This is a genomic window from Ruegeria discodermiae, from assembly GCF_030758345.1.
GTDB lineage: Bacteria > Pseudomonadota > Alphaproteobacteria > Rhodobacterales > Rhodobacteraceae > Ruegeria_C.
The window spans coordinates 171,189-192,040 of sequence record NZ_JAVAMO010000001.1 but is presented as its reverse complement, the minus strand read 5'-3'; the positions used below and the strand labels follow the sequence as shown (position 1 = coordinate 192,040).

The 20,852-nt window shown below is 60.2% G+C and carries 21 protein-coding genes and 3 tRNA genes; 8 read left to right on the top strand and 16 right to left on the bottom strand.

Annotated elements, in window-relative coordinates; genetic code table 11:
* Nucleotides 1-73: 73 nt before the first annotated feature.
* The 3 genes from Q5Y75_RS00945 to Q5Y75_RS00935 all read right to left on the bottom strand — a co-directional run bounded on the left by Q5Y75_RS00945 (nt 74) and on the right by Q5Y75_RS00935 (nt 914).
* Nucleotides 74-151: transfer RNA gene (locus Q5Y75_RS00945), tRNA-Arg, on the bottom strand.
* 156 nt (nt 152-307) lie between these two features.
* A tRNA-His gene (locus tag Q5Y75_RS00940) sits at nt 308-384 on the bottom strand.
* A gap of 47 nt (nt 385-431) precedes the next feature.
* Nucleotides 432-914, bottom strand: coding sequence for a GNAT family N-acetyltransferase (locus tag Q5Y75_RS00935; protein WP_306193513.1), 483 nt, complete (start codon nt 912-914; stop codon nt 432-434).
* A gap of 77 nt (nt 915-991) precedes the next feature.
* On the opposite strand from Q5Y75_RS00935, the gene Q5Y75_RS00930 reads away from it, so the two are divergent.
* Nucleotides 992-1,180, top strand: a complete 189-nt coding sequence (locus Q5Y75_RS00930; RefSeq protein ID WP_306193511.1) for a DUF6324 family protein — start codon at nt 992-994, stop codon at nt 1,178-1,180.
* 3 nt (nt 1,181-1,183) lie between these two features.
* Here Q5Y75_RS00930 and Q5Y75_RS00925 read toward each other — a convergent pair whose 3' ends face one another.
* The gene (locus Q5Y75_RS00925; RefSeq protein ID WP_306195657.1) at nt 1,184-1,621 is read right to left on the bottom strand and encodes an MmcB family DNA repair protein; all 438 of its coding nucleotides are present in this window, start codon (nt 1,619-1,621) and stop codon (nt 1,184-1,186) included.
* Between the two features lie 114 nt (nt 1,622-1,735).
* On the opposite strand from Q5Y75_RS00925, the gene Q5Y75_RS00920 reads away from it, so the two are divergent.
* The gene (locus Q5Y75_RS00920) at nt 1,736-2,056 is read left to right on the top strand and encodes an ArsR/SmtB family transcription factor (protein ID WP_306193510.1); all 321 of its coding nucleotides are present in this window, start codon (nt 1,736-1,738) and stop codon (nt 2,054-2,056) included.
* Nucleotides 2,053-2,493 carry an SRPBCC family protein gene (locus tag Q5Y75_RS00915; protein WP_306193508.1) on the top strand — a complete coding sequence of 147 codons (441 nt, stop codon included), beginning with the start codon at nt 2,053-2,055 and terminating at the stop codon, nt 2,491-2,493. The genes Q5Y75_RS00920 and Q5Y75_RS00915 overlap by 4 nt, the downstream gene beginning before the upstream one ends.
* A gap of 238 nt (nt 2,494-2,731) precedes the next feature.
* On the opposite strand, the gene Q5Y75_RS00910 is transcribed toward Q5Y75_RS00915, so the two are convergent.
* Nucleotides 2,732-3,040, bottom strand: coding sequence for a hypothetical protein (locus tag Q5Y75_RS00910; RefSeq protein ID WP_306193506.1), 309 nt, complete (start codon nt 3,038-3,040; stop codon nt 2,732-2,734).
* A 92-nt stretch (nt 3,041-3,132) separates the two neighbouring features.
* Between Q5Y75_RS00910 and Q5Y75_RS00905 the strand changes: the two genes are divergently transcribed.
* The gene (locus Q5Y75_RS00905) at nt 3,133-3,891 is read left to right on the top strand and encodes a helix-turn-helix transcriptional regulator (protein WP_306193504.1); all 759 of its coding nucleotides are present in this window, start codon (nt 3,133-3,135) and stop codon (nt 3,889-3,891) included.
* A 189-nt stretch (nt 3,892-4,080) separates the two neighbouring features.
* Here Q5Y75_RS00905 and nusB read toward each other — a convergent pair whose 3' ends face one another.
* From nusB to ribB, 3 genes are read right to left on the bottom strand one after another with little or no spacing between them, the layout of a single operon-like run.
* Entirely contained in the window at nt 4,081-4,563 is a 483-nt protein-coding gene (gene nusB, locus Q5Y75_RS00900; RefSeq protein ID WP_306193503.1) for a transcription antitermination factor NusB, read from the bottom strand.
* Complete coding sequence (locus Q5Y75_RS00895; RefSeq protein ID WP_306193502.1) at nt 4,560-5,111, bottom strand: 6,7-dimethyl-8-ribityllumazine synthase; 552 nt, start codon at nt 5,109-5,111, stop codon at nt 4,560-4,562. Before Q5Y75_RS00895 ends, nusB begins: the two co-directional genes overlap by 4 nt.
* Nucleotide 5,112: 1 nt before the next feature.
* Entirely contained in the window at nt 5,113-6,234 is a 1,122-nt protein-coding gene (ribB, locus tag Q5Y75_RS00890; protein WP_306193501.1) for a 3,4-dihydroxy-2-butanone-4-phosphate synthase, read from the bottom strand.
* Nucleotides 6,235-6,444: 210 nt separating this feature from the next.
* Between ribB and Q5Y75_RS00885 the strand changes: the two genes are divergently transcribed.
* Nucleotides 6,445-7,530 (top strand): phosphatase PAP2 family protein, encoded by a 1,086-nt coding sequence (locus Q5Y75_RS00885; RefSeq protein WP_306193499.1) that lies wholly within the window; start codon nt 6,445-6,447, stop codon nt 7,528-7,530.
* Nucleotides 7,531-7,563: 33 nt separating this feature from the next.
* Here the strand turns inward: Q5Y75_RS00885 and Q5Y75_RS00880 are convergent, their stop codons facing one another.
* The 7 genes from Q5Y75_RS00880 to Q5Y75_RS00850 all read right to left on the bottom strand — a co-directional run bounded on the left by Q5Y75_RS00880 (nt 7,564) and on the right by Q5Y75_RS00850 (nt 15,747).
* Nucleotides 7,564-8,607, bottom strand: coding sequence for an ABC transporter ATP-binding protein (locus Q5Y75_RS00880; RefSeq protein WP_306195655.1), 1,044 nt, complete (start codon nt 8,605-8,607; stop codon nt 7,564-7,566).
* Nucleotides 8,608-8,724: 117 nt separating this feature from the next.
* A complete protein-coding gene (locus Q5Y75_RS00875; protein WP_306193497.1) occupies nt 8,725-10,113 on the bottom strand; it encodes an SLC5/6 family protein in 1,389 nt (462 codons plus the stop codon).
* A gap of 327 nt (nt 10,114-10,440) precedes the next feature.
* Nucleotides 10,441-10,517 (bottom strand) — tRNA-Pro (locus tag Q5Y75_RS00870).
* A gap of 100 nt (nt 10,518-10,617) precedes the next feature.
* The gene (locus Q5Y75_RS00865; RefSeq protein WP_306195653.1) at nt 10,618-11,592 is read right to left on the bottom strand and encodes a DMT family transporter; all 975 of its coding nucleotides are present in this window, start codon (nt 11,590-11,592) and stop codon (nt 10,618-10,620) included.
* A gap of 138 nt (nt 11,593-11,730) precedes the next feature.
* Nucleotides 11,731-12,834, bottom strand: coding sequence for a 3-isopropylmalate dehydrogenase (leuB, locus tag Q5Y75_RS00860; RefSeq protein WP_306193496.1), 1,104 nt, complete (start codon nt 12,832-12,834; stop codon nt 11,731-11,733).
* A 1,011-nt stretch (nt 12,835-13,845) separates the two neighbouring features.
* Nucleotides 13,846-14,964, bottom strand: coding sequence for a YhaZ family DNA alkylation repair protein (locus Q5Y75_RS00855; RefSeq protein ID WP_306193494.1), 1,119 nt, complete (start codon nt 14,962-14,964; stop codon nt 13,846-13,848).
* A gap of 3 nt (nt 14,965-14,967) precedes the next feature.
* Nucleotides 14,968-15,747: an SDR family oxidoreductase gene (locus tag Q5Y75_RS00850; RefSeq protein ID WP_306193493.1), complete on the bottom strand. Its 780-nt coding sequence runs from the start codon at nt 15,745-15,747 to the stop codon at nt 14,968-14,970.
* 159 nt (nt 15,748-15,906) lie between these two features.
* Here Q5Y75_RS00850 and Q5Y75_RS00845 point away from each other — a divergent pair, with 159 nt between their 5' ends.
* Nucleotides 15,907-16,896 carry a Hint domain-containing protein gene (locus tag Q5Y75_RS00845; RefSeq protein ID WP_306193491.1) on the top strand — a complete coding sequence of 330 codons (990 nt, stop codon included), beginning with the start codon at nt 15,907-15,909 and terminating at the stop codon, nt 16,894-16,896.
* 35 nt (nt 16,897-16,931) lie between these two features.
* Here the strand turns inward: Q5Y75_RS00845 and Q5Y75_RS00840 are convergent, their stop codons facing one another.
* The gene (locus Q5Y75_RS00840; protein ID WP_306193489.1) at nt 16,932-17,294 is read right to left on the bottom strand and encodes a SnoaL-like domain-containing protein; all 363 of its coding nucleotides are present in this window, start codon (nt 17,292-17,294) and stop codon (nt 16,932-16,934) included.
* Between the two features lie 150 nt (nt 17,295-17,444).
* Between Q5Y75_RS00840 and Q5Y75_RS00835 the strand changes: the two genes are divergently transcribed.
* Both Q5Y75_RS00835 and Q5Y75_RS00830 read left to right on the top strand, forming a co-directional pair.
* Nucleotides 17,445-19,052 carry a peptide chain release factor 3 gene (locus Q5Y75_RS00835; RefSeq protein WP_306193487.1) on the top strand — a complete coding sequence of 536 codons (1,608 nt, stop codon included), beginning with the start codon at nt 17,445-17,447 and terminating at the stop codon, nt 19,050-19,052.
* Nucleotides 19,053-19,079: 27 nt separating this feature from the next.
* Entirely contained in the window at nt 19,080-20,762 is a 1,683-nt protein-coding gene (locus Q5Y75_RS00830) for a glycosyltransferase family 2 protein (protein ID WP_306193486.1), read from the top strand.
* The last annotated feature ends 90 nt before the right edge of the window (nt 20,763-20,852 follow it).

Genomic DNA, 20,852 nt, shown 5'->3' with positions numbered 1-20,852 from the left:
AGTGGTGCCGAAATTGGGCGGCAACACCTACCGAAACACAGCGAGGTCCGGCTAGCTTTGGTCGTGAAAATGCTGGCGAGCCCTGGAGGACTCGAACCCCCGACCTGAGAATTAGAAGTTCCCTGCTCTAATCCAGCTGAGCTAAGGGCCCGCACTTACCAGGGTGAGGTTTAGTTCACTCCGTGAAAGCAAGTCAACACGGTTCCGCCAGATCAAGGCCGGGTAACTGGGAACACGGCTCACGGCGAATGACCAGCCTCAATGGCAATCCTGCGGCTCTGTGGTTCCGGGCCATGATGGAGAGAAATGGTACCGCCTCCCTGGCTTGAACAGGGGACCTCTGGATCCACAATCCAGCGCTCTAACCAACTGAGCTAAGGCGGCACTCGTGAAGGGCGATGTACCCAAGCCGACTTGAGATTGCAAGAGGGTCAGAGCGCAATTTTCCAGCTTTGCTCGACCAGATCAACCCCGAAGGAGCGCACCGGTTTGCTGCCCAGCAACTGCCACCCGTTGGCCGCATAAAGCGCGCAGGCGGCACGGTGGCTTTCATGGGTCCAGAGCTGCATCTCGCTATATCCCCGCGCCCGGGCAAACCCCATGCACTCAAAGAGCAGGCGCTTGCCCAGCCCCCTGCCCCTCGCCTCTGGCACCAACAGGAAGAGGCGCAGCTTGGCGGTTGTCTCGTCCAGCCTGACGCAGAAAATGCTGCCCAGACGCTGACCGTTCCCTTCCGCGATCCAGCCCTTTTCGCATGCGGGGTCGTGGTCATCGATAAAGGCCTCAAGGATTTCGGCCACCAGCGCAGCAAAGCTTTCATCGAACCCTTCGTCGCGTGCATAGAGATGCCGGTGCTGTTCGACCAGCCACTCCGCATCCGCGGCGTCGAATCTGCGCAGGATGATATCGCCCATGGGGCATCTCAGACCGAAGCGCGCTTGATTCTCAAGCCTTTGCAGGCTAGCAGAGGCGTTCATTCACGGAGGTGATCATGGGTATCAATACCGAGCGCGACATTGTGGCCAACCTGCAGATCGGCCCGACCGATGCGGGCATGGTGCGGCTTTTCATCGAAGCCGATGGTGTTGAGATTCCGATGGATTTCGATCCCGAAGAGGCCGACGACATCGCCGAAGAAGTCCGCGCCGCCGCCCAGGCAGCGCGTGCCCAGAAGCGATAGCCGCTAACGCCCCGGCCCCGGATCGCGCAGCGCCTGCAACCGGCGCGCGGCATTGACGGCGAACTTCTGGATCAGAACCTTGCGCCGCGCGGCGGCCAGCTTGTCCTCGGGCGCCATTCGGATGATCTCGGCCCCATAGGCGTCAGCTATGATCAACCCGGTTTCCTCCGGCAAAAGATCGGTGGGAAACTCGGTATCAACGGCCCAGAAATACCGGTCGCACCAATCCAGATAGCCCTGCCACTTGCTGTCGGTCTGAAAATCCTCGCGGCTGGATTTGCACTCGATCACCCAGATCTCGCCCTTCGGGCCCAGCCCCATCACATCCACGCGCAGCCCGCGCGTTGGTACGAATTCCTCAATGGAAACAAAGCCGTGGCTAGTCAGGTGTCGGGCGACGCCACGGGCGAGTTTCTGTCCGGGTTGCAGATCAAGCATCATGCGGGAAATGGTGAACAATTCGTGAACAAAAATCAAGGCCACAATCAGGCTTGACGTGATACCTTTTGGTATCTTATTTATATGATACCTTTTGGTTTCACAAATGGAATGCCGATGACCACCACACCGCAACCTGCCTTTCGTGCCCTGTCCGACCCGACCCGGCGTGAGATTCTGGTGATGCTGTCCGAACAGGACATGACCATCGCCGAGGTCTCGGATCGCTTCGACATGACCCGCGCCGCCGTCAAGAAGCACCTGACCGTGCTCAGCGATGGCGGGCTGATTACCGTCGAGCCGCGCGGGCGTGAACGCATCAACCGCCTGAATCCGCAAGGCATGTCCCCGGTCCGCGACTGGATCGCCTATTTCGACCGGTTCTGGGACGACCGCCTTGCCACCCTCAAAACCGCCATCGAAGGGAAATTCGAATGAATATCGCTGTTTCAACCCCCACCGTTCTGCACAAATCCATCTTTCTGCGCGCCGATCGCGAGACCGTCTGGGCCTACCTGACCGAACCGGACCGACTGGCGGAATGGTTTCACAAACCCGAACGCCCGCTGCAGGAAGGCGCCAAGCTTGAGATGTTTGGACGCGAAAGTGGCGATCTGCTGATCTGGGGCGAGGTGAAAACCGCGCGCAGGCCGGAATATCTGGAATATTCTTTTACGGTCAAACCGATGGGTGATGCCGTGAGCCTTGTGAAATGGACCCTGCAATCTGTCGAGGGCGGCACCAAGCTGAGCCTCGAACATGAGGGCCTGCCGCAAAATGCCGACGCCTTTGGCCTTGTCCTATCGCTCGACAAGGGTTGGGACGAGCATTTCGGCGAGATGCGCGCGGCCATCAACGAAGTTGTGCCCGCCTGATCGGCACAGCCCCCTTGCCATGACCCGCCGCGCATCCTACTTAGGCGTGTGGCGGGTTCTGCCCCTCTCGTGACAGGCAGCATTCCGGTGGCCTTAAGCAAATCCGAGGGAGCTGGCTCTGTTCGGGTCCTGGCCCGTTTACCTGGCGCCCACCTGTATATACAGGTCCTCGGGAATCAAAGCCTCACGGTTGAACCCTGGTGGTCCCGCCACACTTTTCCCTAACAGTAAGAGCGCCTTAGCGCGCTTTCTTGACGGATTTCGCGACAACCCGCACCGGGACGAACCCATGGGCGACAAGCGATCCGCCCTTTGGCCCCTCGTCTTTCTCGGCCATGTTCATGACCGCCCAGGCAAATTGAACACCGGCAAAGACGATCCCGTTCATGAACCACAACATTGCGATCGCCAGCAACGTGACGTCAGAGCCGCGGATCAGTGTCCAGAGATTGGCCACGTCGAGCCAGAGCAGCAACGCGACAAACAGACCCGAGATACCAAACCCGATCAGGACCTGCGTGATGTAAAGACGAATCAACTTCGGCATGATCACTTCCCTTGCTTTTCACTGCGAGCATACCGCATGGTTGAGCGGAATAAACTGCGGCCAATCGGCCGGAAAATCATTTCGGAGCACGGGTGAGCAACCTCATTCAATTTTCCATCAACCTGCTTGAGTCCCTGTCGCGCCTGCACGCCGATGACGAGCGCTGGGAACTGGTGCTGACGAGATTGTCCGAACTTGGCTTCAACGCGCTGAACATGCTGTGCTTTTCCCCCAATAGCGGTGCCGTTCACTGGGTCCGAAGTTCGATGTCGAAGGGCTGGTTGGACACATACGAAAAGAACGGCTTCTTTGTGGATGATCCGATGCTGGCGCAGGTTCAGAACGGCACCGAGAGCCTCTATGTCCAGGCGGCATCGCTGGCGGCTGAGGATGGGCATTCTGACAAGGCGCTGGCCTTGAATCACGGCCTGAAAACCGCAGGCTATCTGCACCTTTACTCTCTGGTCGTGCCCTGCCCAAATAACGAGGCGAAACTGGTGGTCCTGTCATCCGACCGGCCGGAGGCACACGATTGGATGACCACAGACCAGGAAGAGATGCGGATACTCGCTACCGTTCTGGCGACCAATCTCGGTGCGGAAATGCCAAGCGAGTTTGGCCGCGTCTACGATATCGCCGATCTGGTTGCACTTGGTCCGCAATTGAGCGAACGCGAAATCGAGGTGCTGAGCCTGCTGGCCGCAGGGCACCGCAACGACCGGATTGCCGAACTGCTTGGCTTGTCGGAAGTCACTATTCGCACCCATATTCGCGGTGCGCGCGAAAAGCTGGAAGCCCCAACCCGCGAGGCCGCCCTCGTGCGTGCGGTTCAACTGGGGCTGATCAGGTAGCCATCATCGGAATCGATAGCTGACGAGATCGGTCTGGTGGAATAAGCTGGATGAGTCCCAGAGGTTACTGTGAGTGGTGGTCGCTAGGGCGTTTTTGAAAACGCTTTTCAGTCTTTCAGACGCGGAACACGCCTGTCGTGTCCGCGTCTTATTCCGTTTGCCGTAAGACAGAAAACCTGCGACCCGGTTTCAGAACGCCTCTGGCTTGGCCTCGCGCGCCATGTGGTCAAGCACCGCATTCACGAAATTGGCCTCGCGCCCTTCGGGAAAGAAGGCCCGCGCGATGTCGACGAATTCGCTGATCACCACCTTGGGCGGCGTCTCGCTTTGCTGCAACTCGGCCCCACCGGCGCGGAACAGCGCGCGCAGGGTCGGATCAATGCGCGCGATGGGCCATTTGGCAACCAGCGCCCGATCGGTCATCTGGTCGACCGGAGCCTGATAATTCACTGCGTCCTCGACCAGTTTGCGGAACAGATCGGCATTGCCCTCCGCCATCTCGTCGCCCTCGTAGACCGCGCCGAACCGGTGATCGAGAAACTCTGCCACCACCGCCTCGACAGTCTGGTTGGACTGTTCCATCTGAAACAGCGCCTGAACCGCGTAAAGGCGGGCAGCCGATTTCATCTGACGTTTCTGGTCGATCGGGCGCATCTTGGGTTGCGTGGTCATGTAGTCTTGGGTCCGTTGCTGTCGCCAGCCAGAAGAATGTCCTCGGAAGGCGGTTTGAAGCCGACACCTTTGGTCGAAGCGCCCCATTTACGGCTGAGCGCGATCAGATGCAAGGCCGCAGCGGCCGCGCCACCGCCCTTGTTCATCTCAGCCGGATCGGCGCGCACTTCGGCCTGTGCGCGGTTTTCGACGGTCAGGATACCGTTACCGATGCACAGCCCCTGCAGTCCCATCAATTGGATTGCGCGGCTGCTGTCATTGCAGACGGTTTCGTAATGCGTGGTCTCGCCCCGGATCACACAACCCAGCGCCACGTAGCCGTCGAAATTGCACTGCCGGTCGGCCATGGCGATGGCGGTGGGCACCTCCAGCGCGCCAGGCACTTCGACTACCTCGCAGGTGCCACCCGCCGCCTCGATCTCTGCCTTCGCGCCATCCACCAGATTGTCGGCGATGTCTCGGTAAAACGGCGCGACAACGATCAGCAGTTTCACAGGTTTGTCGAATGTGGGCCGTGCCAGCCCCTCTGCGCTATCGGGTTTGGCCATGTCAGGCGTCCTTTAGAATGGGTCGGGTATCGACGATGGTCAGACCGAAAGCATCGAGGCCGAGATATTTGGTTTGTGGGCTGTCGGTGAGCAGGATCAGCTCATGCAGCCCCATCTTGGACAGAATCTGCGCCCCCAGACCGGTCTGTTTGATGGTGCGCACACCGTCATCATCGCTGGCATGCAGCGAGTTGCGCGGCTGGCGGAACAGACAGACCACACCGCGCCCCTCAGCGGCGATCAACTCCATCGCGCGGGGCAGTTCGCGCGGCGATTTCGGGCCGAGGCCGAGCACGTCCGAAGCCTCATGCAGCGCATGGGTGCGGGTCAGTACCGGCGCGCCGTCAAAGATATCGCCCTTGATCATCACCACATGTTCGATGCCATGGGTCTGATCGGTGAAAATGCGCTGTTCCCAGTCGCCGCCATATTCTGATGTGACGGTCTCGCGCCCGGTTTCGACCACCAGATTGTCGTTGCGCGAGCGGTAGGCGATCAGATCGCTGATCGTGCCGACCTTGAGGCCATGTTGGGCAGCAAACGCCACCAGATCGGGCAGCCGCGCCATGGTGCCGTCGGGTTTCATAATCTCGCAGATCACGCCCGAAGGGTTCAGCCCGGCCAGCCTTGAGATATCGACCACCGCCTCGGTATGACCGGCCCGTACCAGCACCCCGCCCCGCTTGGCGCGCAGGGGAAAGACATGGCCGGGGGTCGCAATATGGGCCATCGTGTTTTGTTCGTTGATCGCGGTGGCCACGGTCAGCGCACGGTCTCCGGCGGAAATCCCGGTGCTGACACCTTCGCGCGCCTCAATCGAGACGGTGAACGCCGTCTCATGCCGCGACGAGTTGTTCACCGCCATCATCGGCAGTCCCAGCCCGTCGATCCGCTCGGCGGTCATCGGCAGGCAGATCAGCCCGCGCCCATGGGTGGCCATGAAATTGATCGCGGCGGCATCGGCGAACTCGGCCGCGATACAAAGATCGCCCTCATTCTCGCGATCCTCGTGATCGACCAGGATATACATCCGGCCCTTGCGCGCCTCGTCGATGATCTCTTCGATCGGGCTGATCGCGTCGCGCAGCTTGGTCTCGACCGGACCGGGATTTTCAAAGCTCATGGGGCAGCCTTTCACATGGGCATCGTCCCGCCCGCAGATAGACCACTCGGCGCTTAATGACCAGACCTGCGGAGCGCCCCCGCCGCTACGTCCAAAGGGGTTGCGGGCCAGCTTTCTCAAAAAAGCCAGATTCGGGCCGCCGGCTGGCCAAAGTTGGCAGGCAGGTTGTCCCAGATATGTTGCGGACTCAGAGGATTTGGCGGGGCAATCATGAGCATGCGAGCAGACGTCTCGACCGAGCAATCGGTTGTTGCCGCCGCGATCTGGCGTAACCGGCTATTGCTGGGGATCGTTCTTGTGCATTTGCTGGCCGCTCTCTGGATCAGCAATCTGTCCGGAACCGCCTTCTGGACCGGCTCTGCTGTGGTTCTGATGGATATCCTGAAACGCATCCTGATAGTATCGGCGGCAGGTGTGATCTTCTGGCGGCTGGCCTATGGCCTAATCTATGTCAAACCCAAAAAACCCATCCAGTGGTATCTGTCCGACCTGCGCTCTTTCCTTTTGGATCTGGACAAGCTTCTGGACTGGGTAATCCGCATTGCAGCGATCGCAGTCATGTCCACGTCGTTCACCTTTCTGAAAGACGTGATCCCCGCGCTGAACCCTTACTCCTGGGATGTCGCGTTTGCCGGGTTGGATCGCATTCTACATTTCGGGACCGACCCCTGGCAGTGGTTGTGGCCCGCATTGGGAACACCGGAAATTACCCGGTTTTTGGACATCTCCTATGGTGTCTGGTTCATCCTGCTCTATGTCGGCCTTTTTGCGGCGATTTTCGGCACAGGAAACCCTGCTCGCGGCATGGTGTTTCTGGTCGCATTCACGCTGACCTGGATCATTGGGGGCAATGTTCTGGCCACACTGTTCTCATCAGCTGGGCCGGTATATTTCGAAGCCTTCGGGTTCGGGTCGCAGTTCGGCGAACAAATGCAGAGGCTGAACATGCTGGATCAGGTCGCACCGCTCTGGGCGCTGGATGCGCAGCAGATGTTGCTGGACAATTACAACAGCCCCGGCACGATCCGGGGCATTTCGGCCATGCCCAGTATGCATGTGGCAACAAGCGTGGTTCTGACCATGTTCGCGTTCAGCTATGCCCGCTGGCTCGGCTTGATCATGGTGGCCTTCACCGGGCTCATCCTGATCGGGTCGGTTCATCTGGGTTGGCATTATGCCGTTGACGGATATGTGTCGATCCCGCTCACGGTGGCCATCTGGTTCCTGTCCAAAGCGTTGGTTCGACGTTTTGGCCCGACCTCGGATCAGACAAACCCGTTTGCGAAAGCCTGTTAGCGAGCCCCAGCGTTTGCGAATGCTCCGATGCCGCTAGTCAACCGGAAACACAAAACAGCGGTCGCGGCGCACGGTCAGCCACATGACGCGACCCGTTTCCGGCATGAAAACATTGGGAACCGTGGCTTTCAGCACCGAGCCATCAAAATCCATGCGAAACTCGACCAGGCTCTCATTGCCCAGGAAACGGGCGCGTTGCACCACGCCGCGCGCCGGGACGCCGGTTGTCGCCGTTGGCAGAGGCCCAGCGCCCTTGCGATCGAAATCCAGCTTCACATGCTGCGGGCGGAAGACGATCTCGACATCGGTGCCGTCCGGCACGCCGGGAGCCAGAAACTGACCAAAGGGCGTTTCGGCCAGGGCGCCGTTTACCTGTGCGGGCAACACATTCACATCACTGAAAAACGCCACCGCCGCCTTGTCGGCGGGACGGGTGTAGACATTATATGGCGCGCCTTGCTGCACGATACGGCCCCGGCGCATCAGTGCGATCTCATCGGCCATGCGCATCGCCTCTTCCGGCTCATGCGTGACCAGAAGAACGGCCGCGTCCTCTTCCTTGAGCAGGCTCAGCGTGTCGTCGCGGATGCCATCGCGCAACCGATTGTCGAGACCCGAGAACGGCTCGTCCATCAGCATGATCCGAGGGCGCGGGGCAAGCGCGCGCGCCAGGGCGACCCGTTGCTGTTCCCCGCCTGACAATTCATGCGGATAGCCATCGATGAACCGCTTGAGGTGGACCTTGTTCAGCAATTCCTCGACCCGGGCGCGTTTGACATCGCGCGCGCCTTTCAGGCCAAAGGCAACATTGTCAGCGACGCTCAGATGCGGGAACAGCGCGAAATCCTGAAACATCAGCCCGATTTGCCGACGTTCCGGCGGGACGCGGAACACGGTGTCGCAAATCAGCTTGCCATCCACATAGATCTCACCGGAATCCTGCATCTCGACCCCGGCGATCATCCGCAGTGTCGTCGACTTGCCGCAGCCCGATGGCCCCAGCAGGCAGGTCACCTGCCCCGCTTCGATCCTGAGCGAGACATCATCGACCACCGCGCGCCCCTCGAAGCGACGCATGAAGTTGCGCACCTCTAGCCGGGGGGCGGGTTTCAGGTCGTCCTGTGCATTCACGGATGCTGCCTCTTGCCAAGCCCGATCAAAACAATCGGAATTCGGCGAGACTTAGCAGCCCCCCTATTCGCCCGCAACCCTGCCCGCCGCGCGCTGCGACCCGATCCAGACGGAGGTGCACCCCACGACCAGCACGCAGACACAGATCTGCAAAAGCTGCTCATATTTGTGCCCGTCATAGAGCATTTGCGTCACAAAGGTCTGCCCGCGGAACAGATAGGCCATCGCGCCCAGCATCGCGGCGGCAAAGCTGACCAGATACGCCCAGAGCGCCACCTGCCGTCCGCCAACAAGCCCGGCCAGCAGGATCGGTGTCAGAAACATCGAGGCGGTGCCCGAGACCGCAACCGCGTCAAACAGCGTCTGGTTCCCCCAGAGCGTCAGCGCTGCACCTGCGACCGCGAACACGGTCATGGCAATGCGTCCGCCGGTCAGGCTGCGCGGAGCCAGGCGCAATTCTTCGACCACCAGCCGCGCCGCCGAAGACAGCGCGGAATCCAGCGTCGAAAGCGCCGACACCAACAGCGAAACCAACAGCGCTACAAAGACCCAGCCCGGCAGGGATTGCGCCCAGGTGCCGATCAACTCGCCCTCATAGGTCGCGCCATCCAGCGCCGCGTGAATGCCGAAGAAGCCAAAGGCCACGATGCAAAGCGAGGAAATCCAGAACGCGTGCAGGAAGCTTTTTCGAGTCGTGTCGCGATCGGCAAGAAACCCGCGATCCATCATGACCGGGTCATGCACGGGATAAGAAAACACCTGCAGAAAGGCCACGACCAGCAACACCCAGCCATTATGCGGCCCCGAAGTGCCCTTGGCCGTCAGAACCGCGCCCAGATCAAAGCCGGGGCTGAGCACCAGCGCGACGAAAGCCACCGCAAAGACCACGAGAAAGACCGCCATCTGCAGAACATCCGTCCGCAACGCCGCGCTCAGCCCACCCCAGGCCGAATAGGCCAATGCCAACAGCCCCACCACAAGGATCGAATACGTGCCGATATTCGCGCGGTCAGGTGATACCGCGCTAAAGATCAGGCCAACCACGATCAGATTGGCAAAGACCTCGGACAGGAGCCTGAGGGCGATCACGAGGTTATAGCAGCCCGTTCCCGTGGCCCCGAAACTGTCGCGCAGCCAGTCCTGAACCGACCGCGCACCACGCGCGCGCAGCCGTTGCACCACAAAGCCGCCGGTCAGGAAAGAGCCGTAATAAGCGGCATAGGCCAGCACCCCGGCAATACCGTAGAAATAACCCAGAATGGCAGAGTTCATCAGCGAGCGGGCAAAAATCCACGTGGTGACCTGGCTCAGCACCAACGTCCACAAGCCCGGCGCGGCCCCCTCGGTGGTGGTTCCACCAAAGAACCCCGAAACCGAGGCGCGTCGCGGTGAGATCCATAGGCTTGCCAGAATGACGGCACCGAATAAGGCAATGATCGCTGAAACTTGCATGGACTCTCCTGCTGTTGTCTTGTGGCGCAGCTAGCATTCAGGTGCGACAACGACGATTCAATTGAGCGTGAGGTTGCGTGTGGAACGTCGCGTGGGGTCTCAGAAGACCCAAACAACGCCGAGAATGACTAAACAGCGCTTTACGCTGGCGGAGCCATTGCGGGAGGGCCAGATGAAGTAACTGTCAAACTCAAGGCGCTTATGCATGCGGAAGAGCATTTTTTCGGGAAGTATATAGCATGTCTCAAGAAGCGCGGCCGCTAACCGAGGACGAAGTAACGGTCCCAGGGAAAAAGTGCACGCAATTTCACAAGTGGCTGATTTTGTTGGTCGGAGTGGCGAGATTCGAACTCACGACCCCTGCCTCCCGAAGACAGTGCTCTACCAGGCTGAGCTACACTCCGACCGTGACGCTGGGCAATATAGCCAAGTGATGGGATTGGCAAGACTGTCTCGCTCGAAAACGCGGATTTCCAGAAAAGACTTTGCGCGAAGCCAGATCCGCTACTTGCCCGAGCTTTCTTCTTCGTCGCGGCTCTGCATGCGGCGCAGGATGGCGCTTGCGCGCAGCGAGTTTCCGGTGCCTCCACGGGTCCGGGTGCGCAGGACGGGTGTTGTGGTCGAGGTTGGTCCGCGGCTTTCGCGGAAGATGATGTAGAGACCGCTGGCAATGATGATCGAGGCGCCCAGGGCCGTGGTCCGGTCGATGGTTTCGCCGAAGATCAGGTAGCCAAAGGCGGTGGCCCAGAGGATTTGCGAATATTGCATCGGAGCCACGATAGCGGCCTCTCCGAGGCGATAGGCCCGGATCAGACCCAGCATCGCCAGAAAGGCCAGCGCAGCGATCAGGGCCATCCGACCGAAATCGGCTGCGGGCATCGGCTCATAGACAAAGAACAACGTGCAGCCCAGCACCAGAAAGCTTGTCATCATCGGGTAGATCAACAGCACAACGCTGCGTTCTTCGCGCCCGATCTTGCGCACGATGACCGAATTTGTCGCACCGCCTATGGCGGAGACAAGAGCCGCCAGATGGCCCAATGACAGGTGCGCGTCGCCGGGGCGCAAAACGATGATCACGCCGATCAGGCCGACCGTCACCGCCGCCCAGCGATGCAGGCCAACCTTTTCGCCCAGCACAGGAATCGCCAGCACCGTGATGATCAATGGCGCGGCGAAGAGGATCGAATAGACCTGTGCAAGCGGCAGGATTGTGAAGGCATAAAACGCCCCAAGCGCACTGCACAGCATTGACGCGCAGCGACCGGCGATCCACCAGGGGTGCACCGGGCGCAGATGACCTTCGGAGGCATCTCCCATCATCATCAGCACCACCAGCGGAAACCCGAGCAGGCCGGAAAAGAACAGCAACTGGACCGGTGAATAGCTGCCGCCAAGGAATTTGACGAACACGTCATGGGTCGAAAAGATCCCGAAGGCCAGCAGCCCGAACAGGCTGCCCTGAAGATTTCTACCCAGCTGCGGCATGGTAAGTCGGCTTTTCTAAGAGAGGGATGTTGGCGCTATCATCGGGCAAAGTGCCATCCGCGTAAAGGCCTGCCCAATCAAAGAGCGCGGGCAAATGCCCGCGTTTGTCCCTGTCACATTGTCGCGCCATCAGAGGCTGGCATTCAGCGCCTCGACGATCTTGTCGCCCATCTCAGATGTCGAGACAGGCTGCACCCCCTCTTCGCCCAGCAGGTCGGCCGTTCGCACACCATCGGCCAGCACTTTTTCCACGGCTGCTTCCAGACGGTCGGCCTCACCCCCGTGATCGAAGCTGTAGCGCAGCGCCATGGCAAAGCTGAGGATACAGGCAATTGGGTTCGCCTTGCCCTGGCCGGTGATATCGGGCGCCGAACCGTGGACCGGCTCGTACATCGCCTTGGGGCGACCATTGGTCATCGGAGCGCCGAGGCTGGCCGAGGGCAGCATACCCAGCGAGCCGGTCAGCATCGCGGCGCAATCGGACAGAATATCGCCGAACAGGTTGTCGGTCACGATTACATCGAATTGCTTGGGCGCGCGCACCAGCTGCATGGCGCCATTATCGGCATACATATGGCTCACCTCGACCTCGGGGTAGTCAGCGGCAACGCGGGTTACCACCTCGCGCCAGAGGATGCCCGACTCCATCACATTGGCCTTTTCCATCGAGCACAGCTTTTTGTTGCGGCGCATCGCCAGTTCGAAGGCCGCGCGCGCGGCACGTTCGATTTCGGATTCGGTGTAGCGCTGGGTGTTGATGCCCACCCGCTCATTGCCTTCTTCGATGATGCCGCGCGGCTCGCCGAAATAGACGCCCGAAGTCAGCTCGCGCACGATCATGATATCGAGGCCCGCAACGATGTCTTTCTTCAGCGACGAGAAATCCGCCAGCGCATCGAAACATTGCGCCGGGCGCAGGTTGGCGAACAGATCCATTTCTTTGCGCAGGCGCAGCAACCCGCGCTCGGGCTTCACGCTGAAATCCAGATCGTCATATTTCGGGCCACCCACGGCGCCCAGCAGAACCGCATCCACCTCCTGCGCCTTGGCCATGGTGTCATCATGCAGCGGCGTACCATGGGCATCATAGGCCGCACCGCCCACCAGATCCTCGCTGACATCAAAAACCAAGTCGCGATTGTCACCAAACCAGCCAATGATCTTGCGCACTTCGGTCATGACTTCGGGGCCAATCCCGTCTCCGGGCAGAATGAGAAGCGAGGGGTTGGACATCTGGGCTCTCCTTGCGATTTGTCGACATGGCCCTATCGCGCAGGGCGAGCAGGGTCAATGCGGTGCAGGGGATTGTGCAGATCATCAATGCGCGGGCAGCCTACGCATACAGGATTGATCGGGAAGACCTTGATACCGGAGTCTTGATCCAAACAGGAACAGGCACTCACGCAACAGGCAGTATTCGGTGAGTTTGGCTCACGTGATATTCTGTGGCACGTCGCGCGTCTTCGACTCTTGCAGCAACCGGAACGACAGGAAAAGCACGGGCTGTGCCCCTCATTTCTGACCCGAACGTCTAGCTATGCCAACCCAAGGATAACAGTTGAATTTAAGCAGACCTTGGCTATCAATGCGGCAAAATCAGTCTGAGAGCCCTTACCGCTCAAGTATTGATATTGGGATCGAATAGCCCAATCGCGAAACCGCAAAAGTTCATTCATCTTTTCTTGCTTCGACGCGAAGTTCGATCACGCCAAGCATTAGGACGATATAAATGAGCCCAAGTGCAGCCGGATACCATAGCAGCGGTCGTGGTCCAGCATCGAGATGAATCAACAGCAGAACTATTGATATTACTGCTACTTTGGCACCCAGCCCTTTCCGAAATCGGGGCAGTTCATCACGCGTCGGAGGCCTTAACAGCTCAAAGTGTTTTGTCACAGTCCTGATCCATAACCCTTGATGCGAGTTGTCATGCAATCAACCCTCAGCCGAACAACTCTCCACGACAATCCACATATTGGTTTAGCAAACAAGCCGGTCTCTATTCACGCAGAACGGTAGCAATGTCCGCAACGCGGGTTCGTCAAAGGCGATCTGGCGCTCGGTGGCGGAAACTGGAGAGTTCAACCGGAGCCGGTAGAGTCAGTTTTTAATGTAAAGATCAAAGTCGTCTGACGTCCTCCACATTCTCTCAGTTTAGCGCTCGAGCGGATGCATTTCCCATAATGTCCAAACGGGCAGGATATGTGATGTGGAGGCCGAAACTATCTGAAGGTCTGTCTTGCGTTACGTTTCCTGCATCAGCTCGAACGTGGCACTGGCGCGGGTGCGCCCGTTGACCTGAACCTCGATCAGGTGGCTGCCCGGTACCAGTTTGAAGGTCGTGGCGTTGCCCTTGAGCTTGTGCGTTTTCGGCAGGCTCAGCCCGCCTGTCTCTATACGGGTCTGCTTGAGTTTGTGAACCTTGGGCGAGACCTTGCCGCCGGGGCGCTGGAAATGAATGATATAATCCACCAGAACCGGAGTCGGGCGCGGGGCGGTCAGATCGACGGTGAAGGCAAGCGCCTCTCCGATACGGGCCTTGTCCGGCACAAGCAGCACGGCGTTCAGTTCCGCATCCGGATCATATCCCAGCTCTTTCATCGCGCCGGGATGCCCCTGCTTGACCAGACCGCGCAGGGCGTGACCTGTCATCCAGCGCAACTCCTCCGCATCCTGAGATCCACGCGCGCGCCAGTCAGAGACACGCCCGAGCACCAGATCGGCATCCTTCTTGGCGATGTCGTTGAGGTGATTGGCAACCGAGCGGGTCACATATCGCGTCGGGTCCGCATGCAGCCGATCAAGCAGCGGTAACGGATCAGAAACGGCCAGCGTGATCCCCTGGCCCCAGGGCAGGCGCGGCCGCGTCCCCTCGCTGACCAGCCGCCGGACATGATAACTGTCATGCGCGCACCAGCGTTCCATGCGGGTCAGCACATGATCGGGATCGCCGTTCAGAAAGGGCCGGATCGCCCATTCCATCGAAAACCGCTGGGTCAGTTGCTCGATCACATCCAGCGCCAGATCGGGGTCATCAGCCCCGACCTTGACCACCAATTCCCCCAGTGGGGCAAAGATGAAATCGCCGAAATCATCATCGCTCAGCGTCGGGTCAAGCGGGTCCGGCAGCGCCTTCAGGATCACCGGCGCAACCGTCGGCAAATCCCCCGGCAGCGCCTCGGCCAGACACTCCGCGATCCAGTCGATACGCTCTTTCAACTCCAGCTCGGGCAGCCGCGCCATGACGCGGGCCTCGAACGCGTCTCTGTCGAAACTTGTGGATGCGCCCTCAAATAGACCCGCGAGGTAGGCGACCTTCTCGGCATTGAACAACTGGTCCTTCAACGAAAATCCCTGTGCCATGGCTCAGAACGTCGCGTTGACGTTGCCGCCATCGAGCAGGATGTTCTGCCCGACGATGAAGCCCGCATGTTGCGAACACAGGAAGGCGCAAGCGGCCCCGAACTCTTCGGGCTGGCCGTCCCGCCCGGCGGGGATCGTGGACTGGCGGGCCGCGCGGGCCTGATCAAAGGATATCCCTTCCCGCGCGGCGGTGGATTGATCCAGCGCATCGATCCGGTCGGTGGCGTGGCTGCCAGGCAGCAGGTTGTTGATATTCACCCCATGGGGCGCCACCTGCCGCGAGGTCCCGGCGACATAACCGGTCAGCCCGGTGCGGGCCGAATTGGACAAGCCCAGAATGGCAACCGGTGCCTTGACCGATTGAGAGGTGATATTGACCACCCTGCCCCAGCCCTTGTCGATCATGCCCGGCAGCAGCGCCGTCATCATTGCGATCGGCGTCAGCATATTTGCGTCCAGTGCCTTGAGGAAATCCTCACGTCCCCAGTCCGACCAGAGCCCCGGCGGCGGGCCGCCCGCATTGTTGACGAGGATATCCACACCCTCAGCTGCCGCGATCACCTGTGCCTGACCTTCGGCGCTGGTCACATCACAGGCGACGGTGTCCACCGACACGCCATGGGTGGTGCGGATCATCTGCGCTGTCTCTTCCAGCGCCTCCGCGCCACGCGCGTTCAAGACCAGATCGACGCCCGCCGCAGCCAGTGCCTCGGCACAGGCGCGGCCCAGCCCCTTGCTGCTGGCGCAGACGAGTGCGCGATTGCCCGCAATTCCAAGATCCATCATTCTCTCCTTCTGCCAGATTGTCCGGACCTCACGTCACCTTGATGATCGTTGATAAAAATGCCCGCAACCCGACCAATCTGTGCCACATTCTCGCACTAGCCAAGATGTAGTGTGACCGTTACCAGTACGAATCCTAGTTCGAGTAGAAGACCCGTTATGCATCTGACCATCAACAGCCCTGTTCAATCTCTTCTTGTCTACCCTGCAGACGCCTTCACGGTGGTCGAAGGCGTCAATCAGGGGGACGCGCTGTCCTCCGCAGATGATCTGGTGCTGGATGACATCTATCGGTTGCACCCGGAAGGCCTGCAAGACCGGCTTGCGATGCATCTCGATCAGGATGGCGGCTTCACTGTCGCGCTGGATACCAGGCTGGGCCAACCCGGCGGAACAGTACATCTGGACAGCGCGCTGAGCCTTGTCTCGTCCGAAGGGATAAGCGTTGATGCTGTGCTGCTGGTCGAGGTTGATGCAACCGGGCTGATCGCTGAAATCTATCTGCTCCCCCTGACCCCGCTGCGCACACAGAGCACCTACACGCTTGTGGGCGTGAATCGCCGCGCGGCGCGCGAGACGCTGGCGCGGGTGCCATCGACCGCGTTCACCCGCGGCACCCATATCACGCTGGCAACCGGCGCGCAGGCGCGGATCGAAACACTCAGAGCCGGAGACCGCGTCCTGACCCGTGACCGGGGCCCTCAGGAGGTGCTTTGGGCGGGCCGCACCACGGTGGAAGCTGCCGGAGATACCTCGCTGGTGATGATCCGCAGCGGTGCGTTGAACAATGAAAACGATCTGATCGTCAGCCCGAACCATCGGCTCGCCGCCCCGCAGCGCGCGGAGACACCCGAAGCGCTGGTCAGTGCCCGCGATCTGATCGATGGCGAGGCTGTCTTTGCGATCGAAGGGGGCCGTGTCGAATACTATCAGATCCTCTTTGCGCGCCCGCATCAGGTCTATGCCGAAGGGATCGCCGCTGATCTGCTGCCACTCGATCCGCGCGTCAAACCCGCCCTGCCACATGACCTGCCGGACAATGTCAGCCAGTTGGTGCACGCCCGCAACAAACGCGGGCAGGATATGACACCGGCGCTGTTGCACCGGCCCGATGCCATGGACCTTTTGCGCCGGGCCGCTCTCGGCTGATCTGACACCGCTCCAGCGTCCGGCGCTATCAGCAGCTAACAAAAGAACTCTTCCCGCACGATCTTGCCCTCGGCCACGTGATAGATCGCAACCTCACGCCGGTCGAAGGATTCGCCGGTATCCTTGCGCTTGCCCCGAGCTTCGTAAACCACCGCAAACCGGTCGTCGCCGTGCAGGAACGGCCCCATGACACTGCCTGCTGCAACCTCGGTCGCACGCGCGCGCCATTCATGTTTGCTGCGGATCGCATCAAGACCGCGCAGCGTGCGGCCAAACCCCCAGGCATCGGCGGCATCGACCGACACCGCCCCCGGTGCATAAAGCGTTTCCAGGTTGCTTTCGCAGCTATTCCGACGGCAGCCCGAGACCAGTTCTTCGGCGATTTCCTGCAATGTCATGTCACTCTCTCCGCCGCTGATGTTCACTTAATGTTCTCATATCCGATCTGCTCGAGTCGGTAAAGCGGTGGATCGTGAAATCGGCCGCAAAAAGATGCGCGCGGAGCCTTTTTCTTGCACCCGGTCAGAGCCTCACCTATACGCCCGCTCATGTTGGACACCGCCACAAACCGCCCCGCTCTGCCGCCCGAGATCGCGCGCCGCCGCACATTCGCGATCATCTCGCATCCGGATGCGGGCAAGACCACGCTGACCGAGAAATTCCTGCTCTATGGCGGTGCCATTCAAATGGCCGGTCAGGTACGTGCCAAGGGCGAGGCGCGGCGCACGCGTTCCGACTTTATGCAGATGGAGAAGGACAGGGGCATCTCGGTCTCGGCCTCGGCGATGTCATTCGACTATGGCACCTTCCGGTTCAATCTGGTGGACACGCCCGGTCACAGCGATTTTTCCGAAGACACCTATCGCACCCTCACGGCGGTGGATGCGGCGGTGATGGTGATTGACGGTGCCAAGGGCGTCGAAAGCCAGACGCAGAAATTGTTTGAGGTCTGCCGGTTGCGCGATCTGCCGATCCTGACCTTCTGTAACAAGATGGACCGCGAAAGCCGCGATACGTTCGAGATTATCGACGAGATTCAGGAGATGCTGGCCATCGATGTCACCCCCGCCGCCTGGCCCATTGGCGTCGGCCGCGATTTCATCGGCTGTTACGATATGCTGCGTGATCGTCTTGAACTGATGGACCGCGCCGACCGCAACAAGGTCGCCGAAAGCATCGAGATCAATGGGCTCGACGATCCGAAACTGGCTGAACATGTGCCCGCGCATCTGCTGGACAAGCTGCTGGAAGAGGTCGAGATGGCGCGCGAATTGCTGCCCGCGCTGGACCCGCAAGCCGTTTTGGAGGGGCATATGACCCCGATCTGGTTCGGCTCGGCCATCAACTCTTTCGGGGTCAAGGAGCTGATGGAAGGCATCGGCGCATACGGTCCGCAACCGCAGATTCAAACCGCAGAGCCACGGCAGATTTCACCCGAAGAAACAAAGGTTTCCGGATTTGTCTTCAAGGTTCAGGCGAACATGGACCCCAAACACCGCGACCGGGTGGCCTTTGTCCGGATGGCATCGGGCCATTTCAAACGCGGCATGAAGCTGACCCATGTGCGGTCGAAAAAGCCGATGGCAATCTCAAACCCGGTGCTGTTCCTCGCCTCTGACCGCGAACTGGCCGAAGAGGCCTGGGCCGGTGACATCATCGGTATCCCGAACCACGGCCAGCTGCGTATCGGCGACACACTGACCGAGGGCGAGGCGCTTCGTGTCTCGGGCATCCCCTCTTTCGCGCCGGAACTGCTGCAAGGGGTGCGCGCAGGCGATCCGATGAAGTCCAAACATCTGGAAAAGGCCTTGATGCAATTTGCCGAGGAAGGTGCGGCTAAAGTGTTCAAACCCTCCATCGGCTCGGGCTTTATCGTGGGCGTTGTCGGCGCGCTGCAATTCGAGGTTCTGGCCAGCCGGATCGAGATGGAATACGGGCTGCCCGTCCGGTTTGAGGTCTCGCAATTCACCTCGGCCCGCTGGGCCAGTGGCGACAAGCAGGCATTGGACAAGTTCATCAACGCCAATAAACAGCATATCGCTTATGATCATGATGGCGATGTGGTCTATTTGACCCGTCTGCAATGGGATATCGACCGCATTGAACGCGATCACCCGGATGTGCGCCTGACCGCGACGAAAGAGATGATGACCTAGGCGGCAAAGCCCGGTAGCTCTCGGAATATGGACGATGAGGCGATATATCCCGACGGCTTTGTAAGCCTGCTGCAAACCTTTGAGCGCAAGCTTGTGCCTTATCAGGGGGGCGAGGCCGTTTTGCCCGATCCGGATGTCGACCTCGACCAGCTTCACCGCGACAGCGTGCAAGCTCCGGTGCTCCCATCTTCGTTCGATCATCGCCATGAAGCGGCGCGCAAATACCAGATTATTCTGCAGGAGTTCGACGGAAGCAGCACGCTCTGGGCGGTGCATGCGATGTGCATCGCGGTTCTGCGCCGCCACGACCCGCCCGACGCGGTGCGCCGCCTGTTCCTGCGGATCTGGCGCGAGAAAGGCGACCAGCTTGTGCAGGAGCTGCCGATACGCTGGATGATGTCTGCCGCAACCACCTTTGCCGATCAGGGCGAAACCCCCGAGCAACGGGCGGGCGGCATGGGCCTTTCGGTGCTGTTTGACATGATCAAGCTGCATGACAGCGAGCGCCGCGTTTCAGGCTGGCGCAACGACATGGCCTTTCCGCGCCGCGACGGCGGGCTGCGCCACGAGCTTGCCTTCGGGATGGAGGGGTATTCCCTCGTCAGCGGCGATCTGGACCGCAACATGCTTGCCCGGCTCTGGCGACTGGCCGAGGCCGATGACGCGCTGCGCCCGTTGGGGCTGCATCTGCTCGGGCGTGTTGTCTCTGACCCGAACACGGTCTTTGCGCGCGTGCGCCACTATCGGGGTGCGAAACCACGGGTCGAGGCCCCGACCGACAGTTGGGCCGTCTGCACGACCACTGACGCGCCCGTGCCGGACATCCTGCGCTTCGTCGCCCATCATCTGGACCTGGGCGCGAAGCGGGTTCAGGTCTATCTCGACGATCCCGACTCCCCGGCTTTCGATCATCTCGACCCGCACCCGCAGGTCACCGTGGTCAAATGCGACGAGGATCATTGGAGCGCATTCGGGCAAGGGCGCCCCTCGCGCCCGCTGATCCGCCAGAGCGCCAATAACGACCTAGCCTACTATGCCTGCGATGCCCACTGGCTTTGCCACCTAGAAGTGGATGAGTTCCTGTGGTCCGAGACCTCAATCTGCGACAGACTGCGCGCCCTGAGCGGCGATATGCACTGCGCCCGCATCCGCCCGCTTGAGGCGTTGGCCGGGGACGGGTCGACATTCAAGGCTCCAGTGCCGCATGGCCCCGAACACGCTGAACGAACCACCCGCGCCTATCCCGATCATGGCTGGATGACCCATGGCGGTTTGGTAAGCGATCCGACGGGCAAGCTGTTTGCGCGCACCGGGTTGAAGAACATAAATTTCAGGATACACCGATTCTATGACGCGGATGAGCGGCCGCTGGCCTCTGTCGAACTTGATGGCATGGACATCTGCAATCTGGCCTCGGCGCAGCGCGATGCATGGGTGAACAAGATCAGCGAGCGTCTGAGACAGGCGCCACGCCGGCGCAACATGTCAGAACAAGCAGCCCGAAAATCCGTGCATGAACAGCTCAGAAACCTTGAGGCCGAATACGGCAGGGCCGGATTGGAGGGGTTTTACGACGAAGTCTTCGCCACAGACCCGGCAACCCGTGACCGGCTGCGGGCCCTGGGCCTGGTCCGGCATCGCGATCTGAACCTGGATCACGCAGTACAGACACATTTCCCCAATCGGGAACAAACCCCCGACGATTTCTAACGTGTCATTTACCGGCTTGCGCGAGACCAAAGAGATGATGACCCTACAACTGTCATGCCCTAACCTGCGCCAGATGCGCCTGCGGGCCGG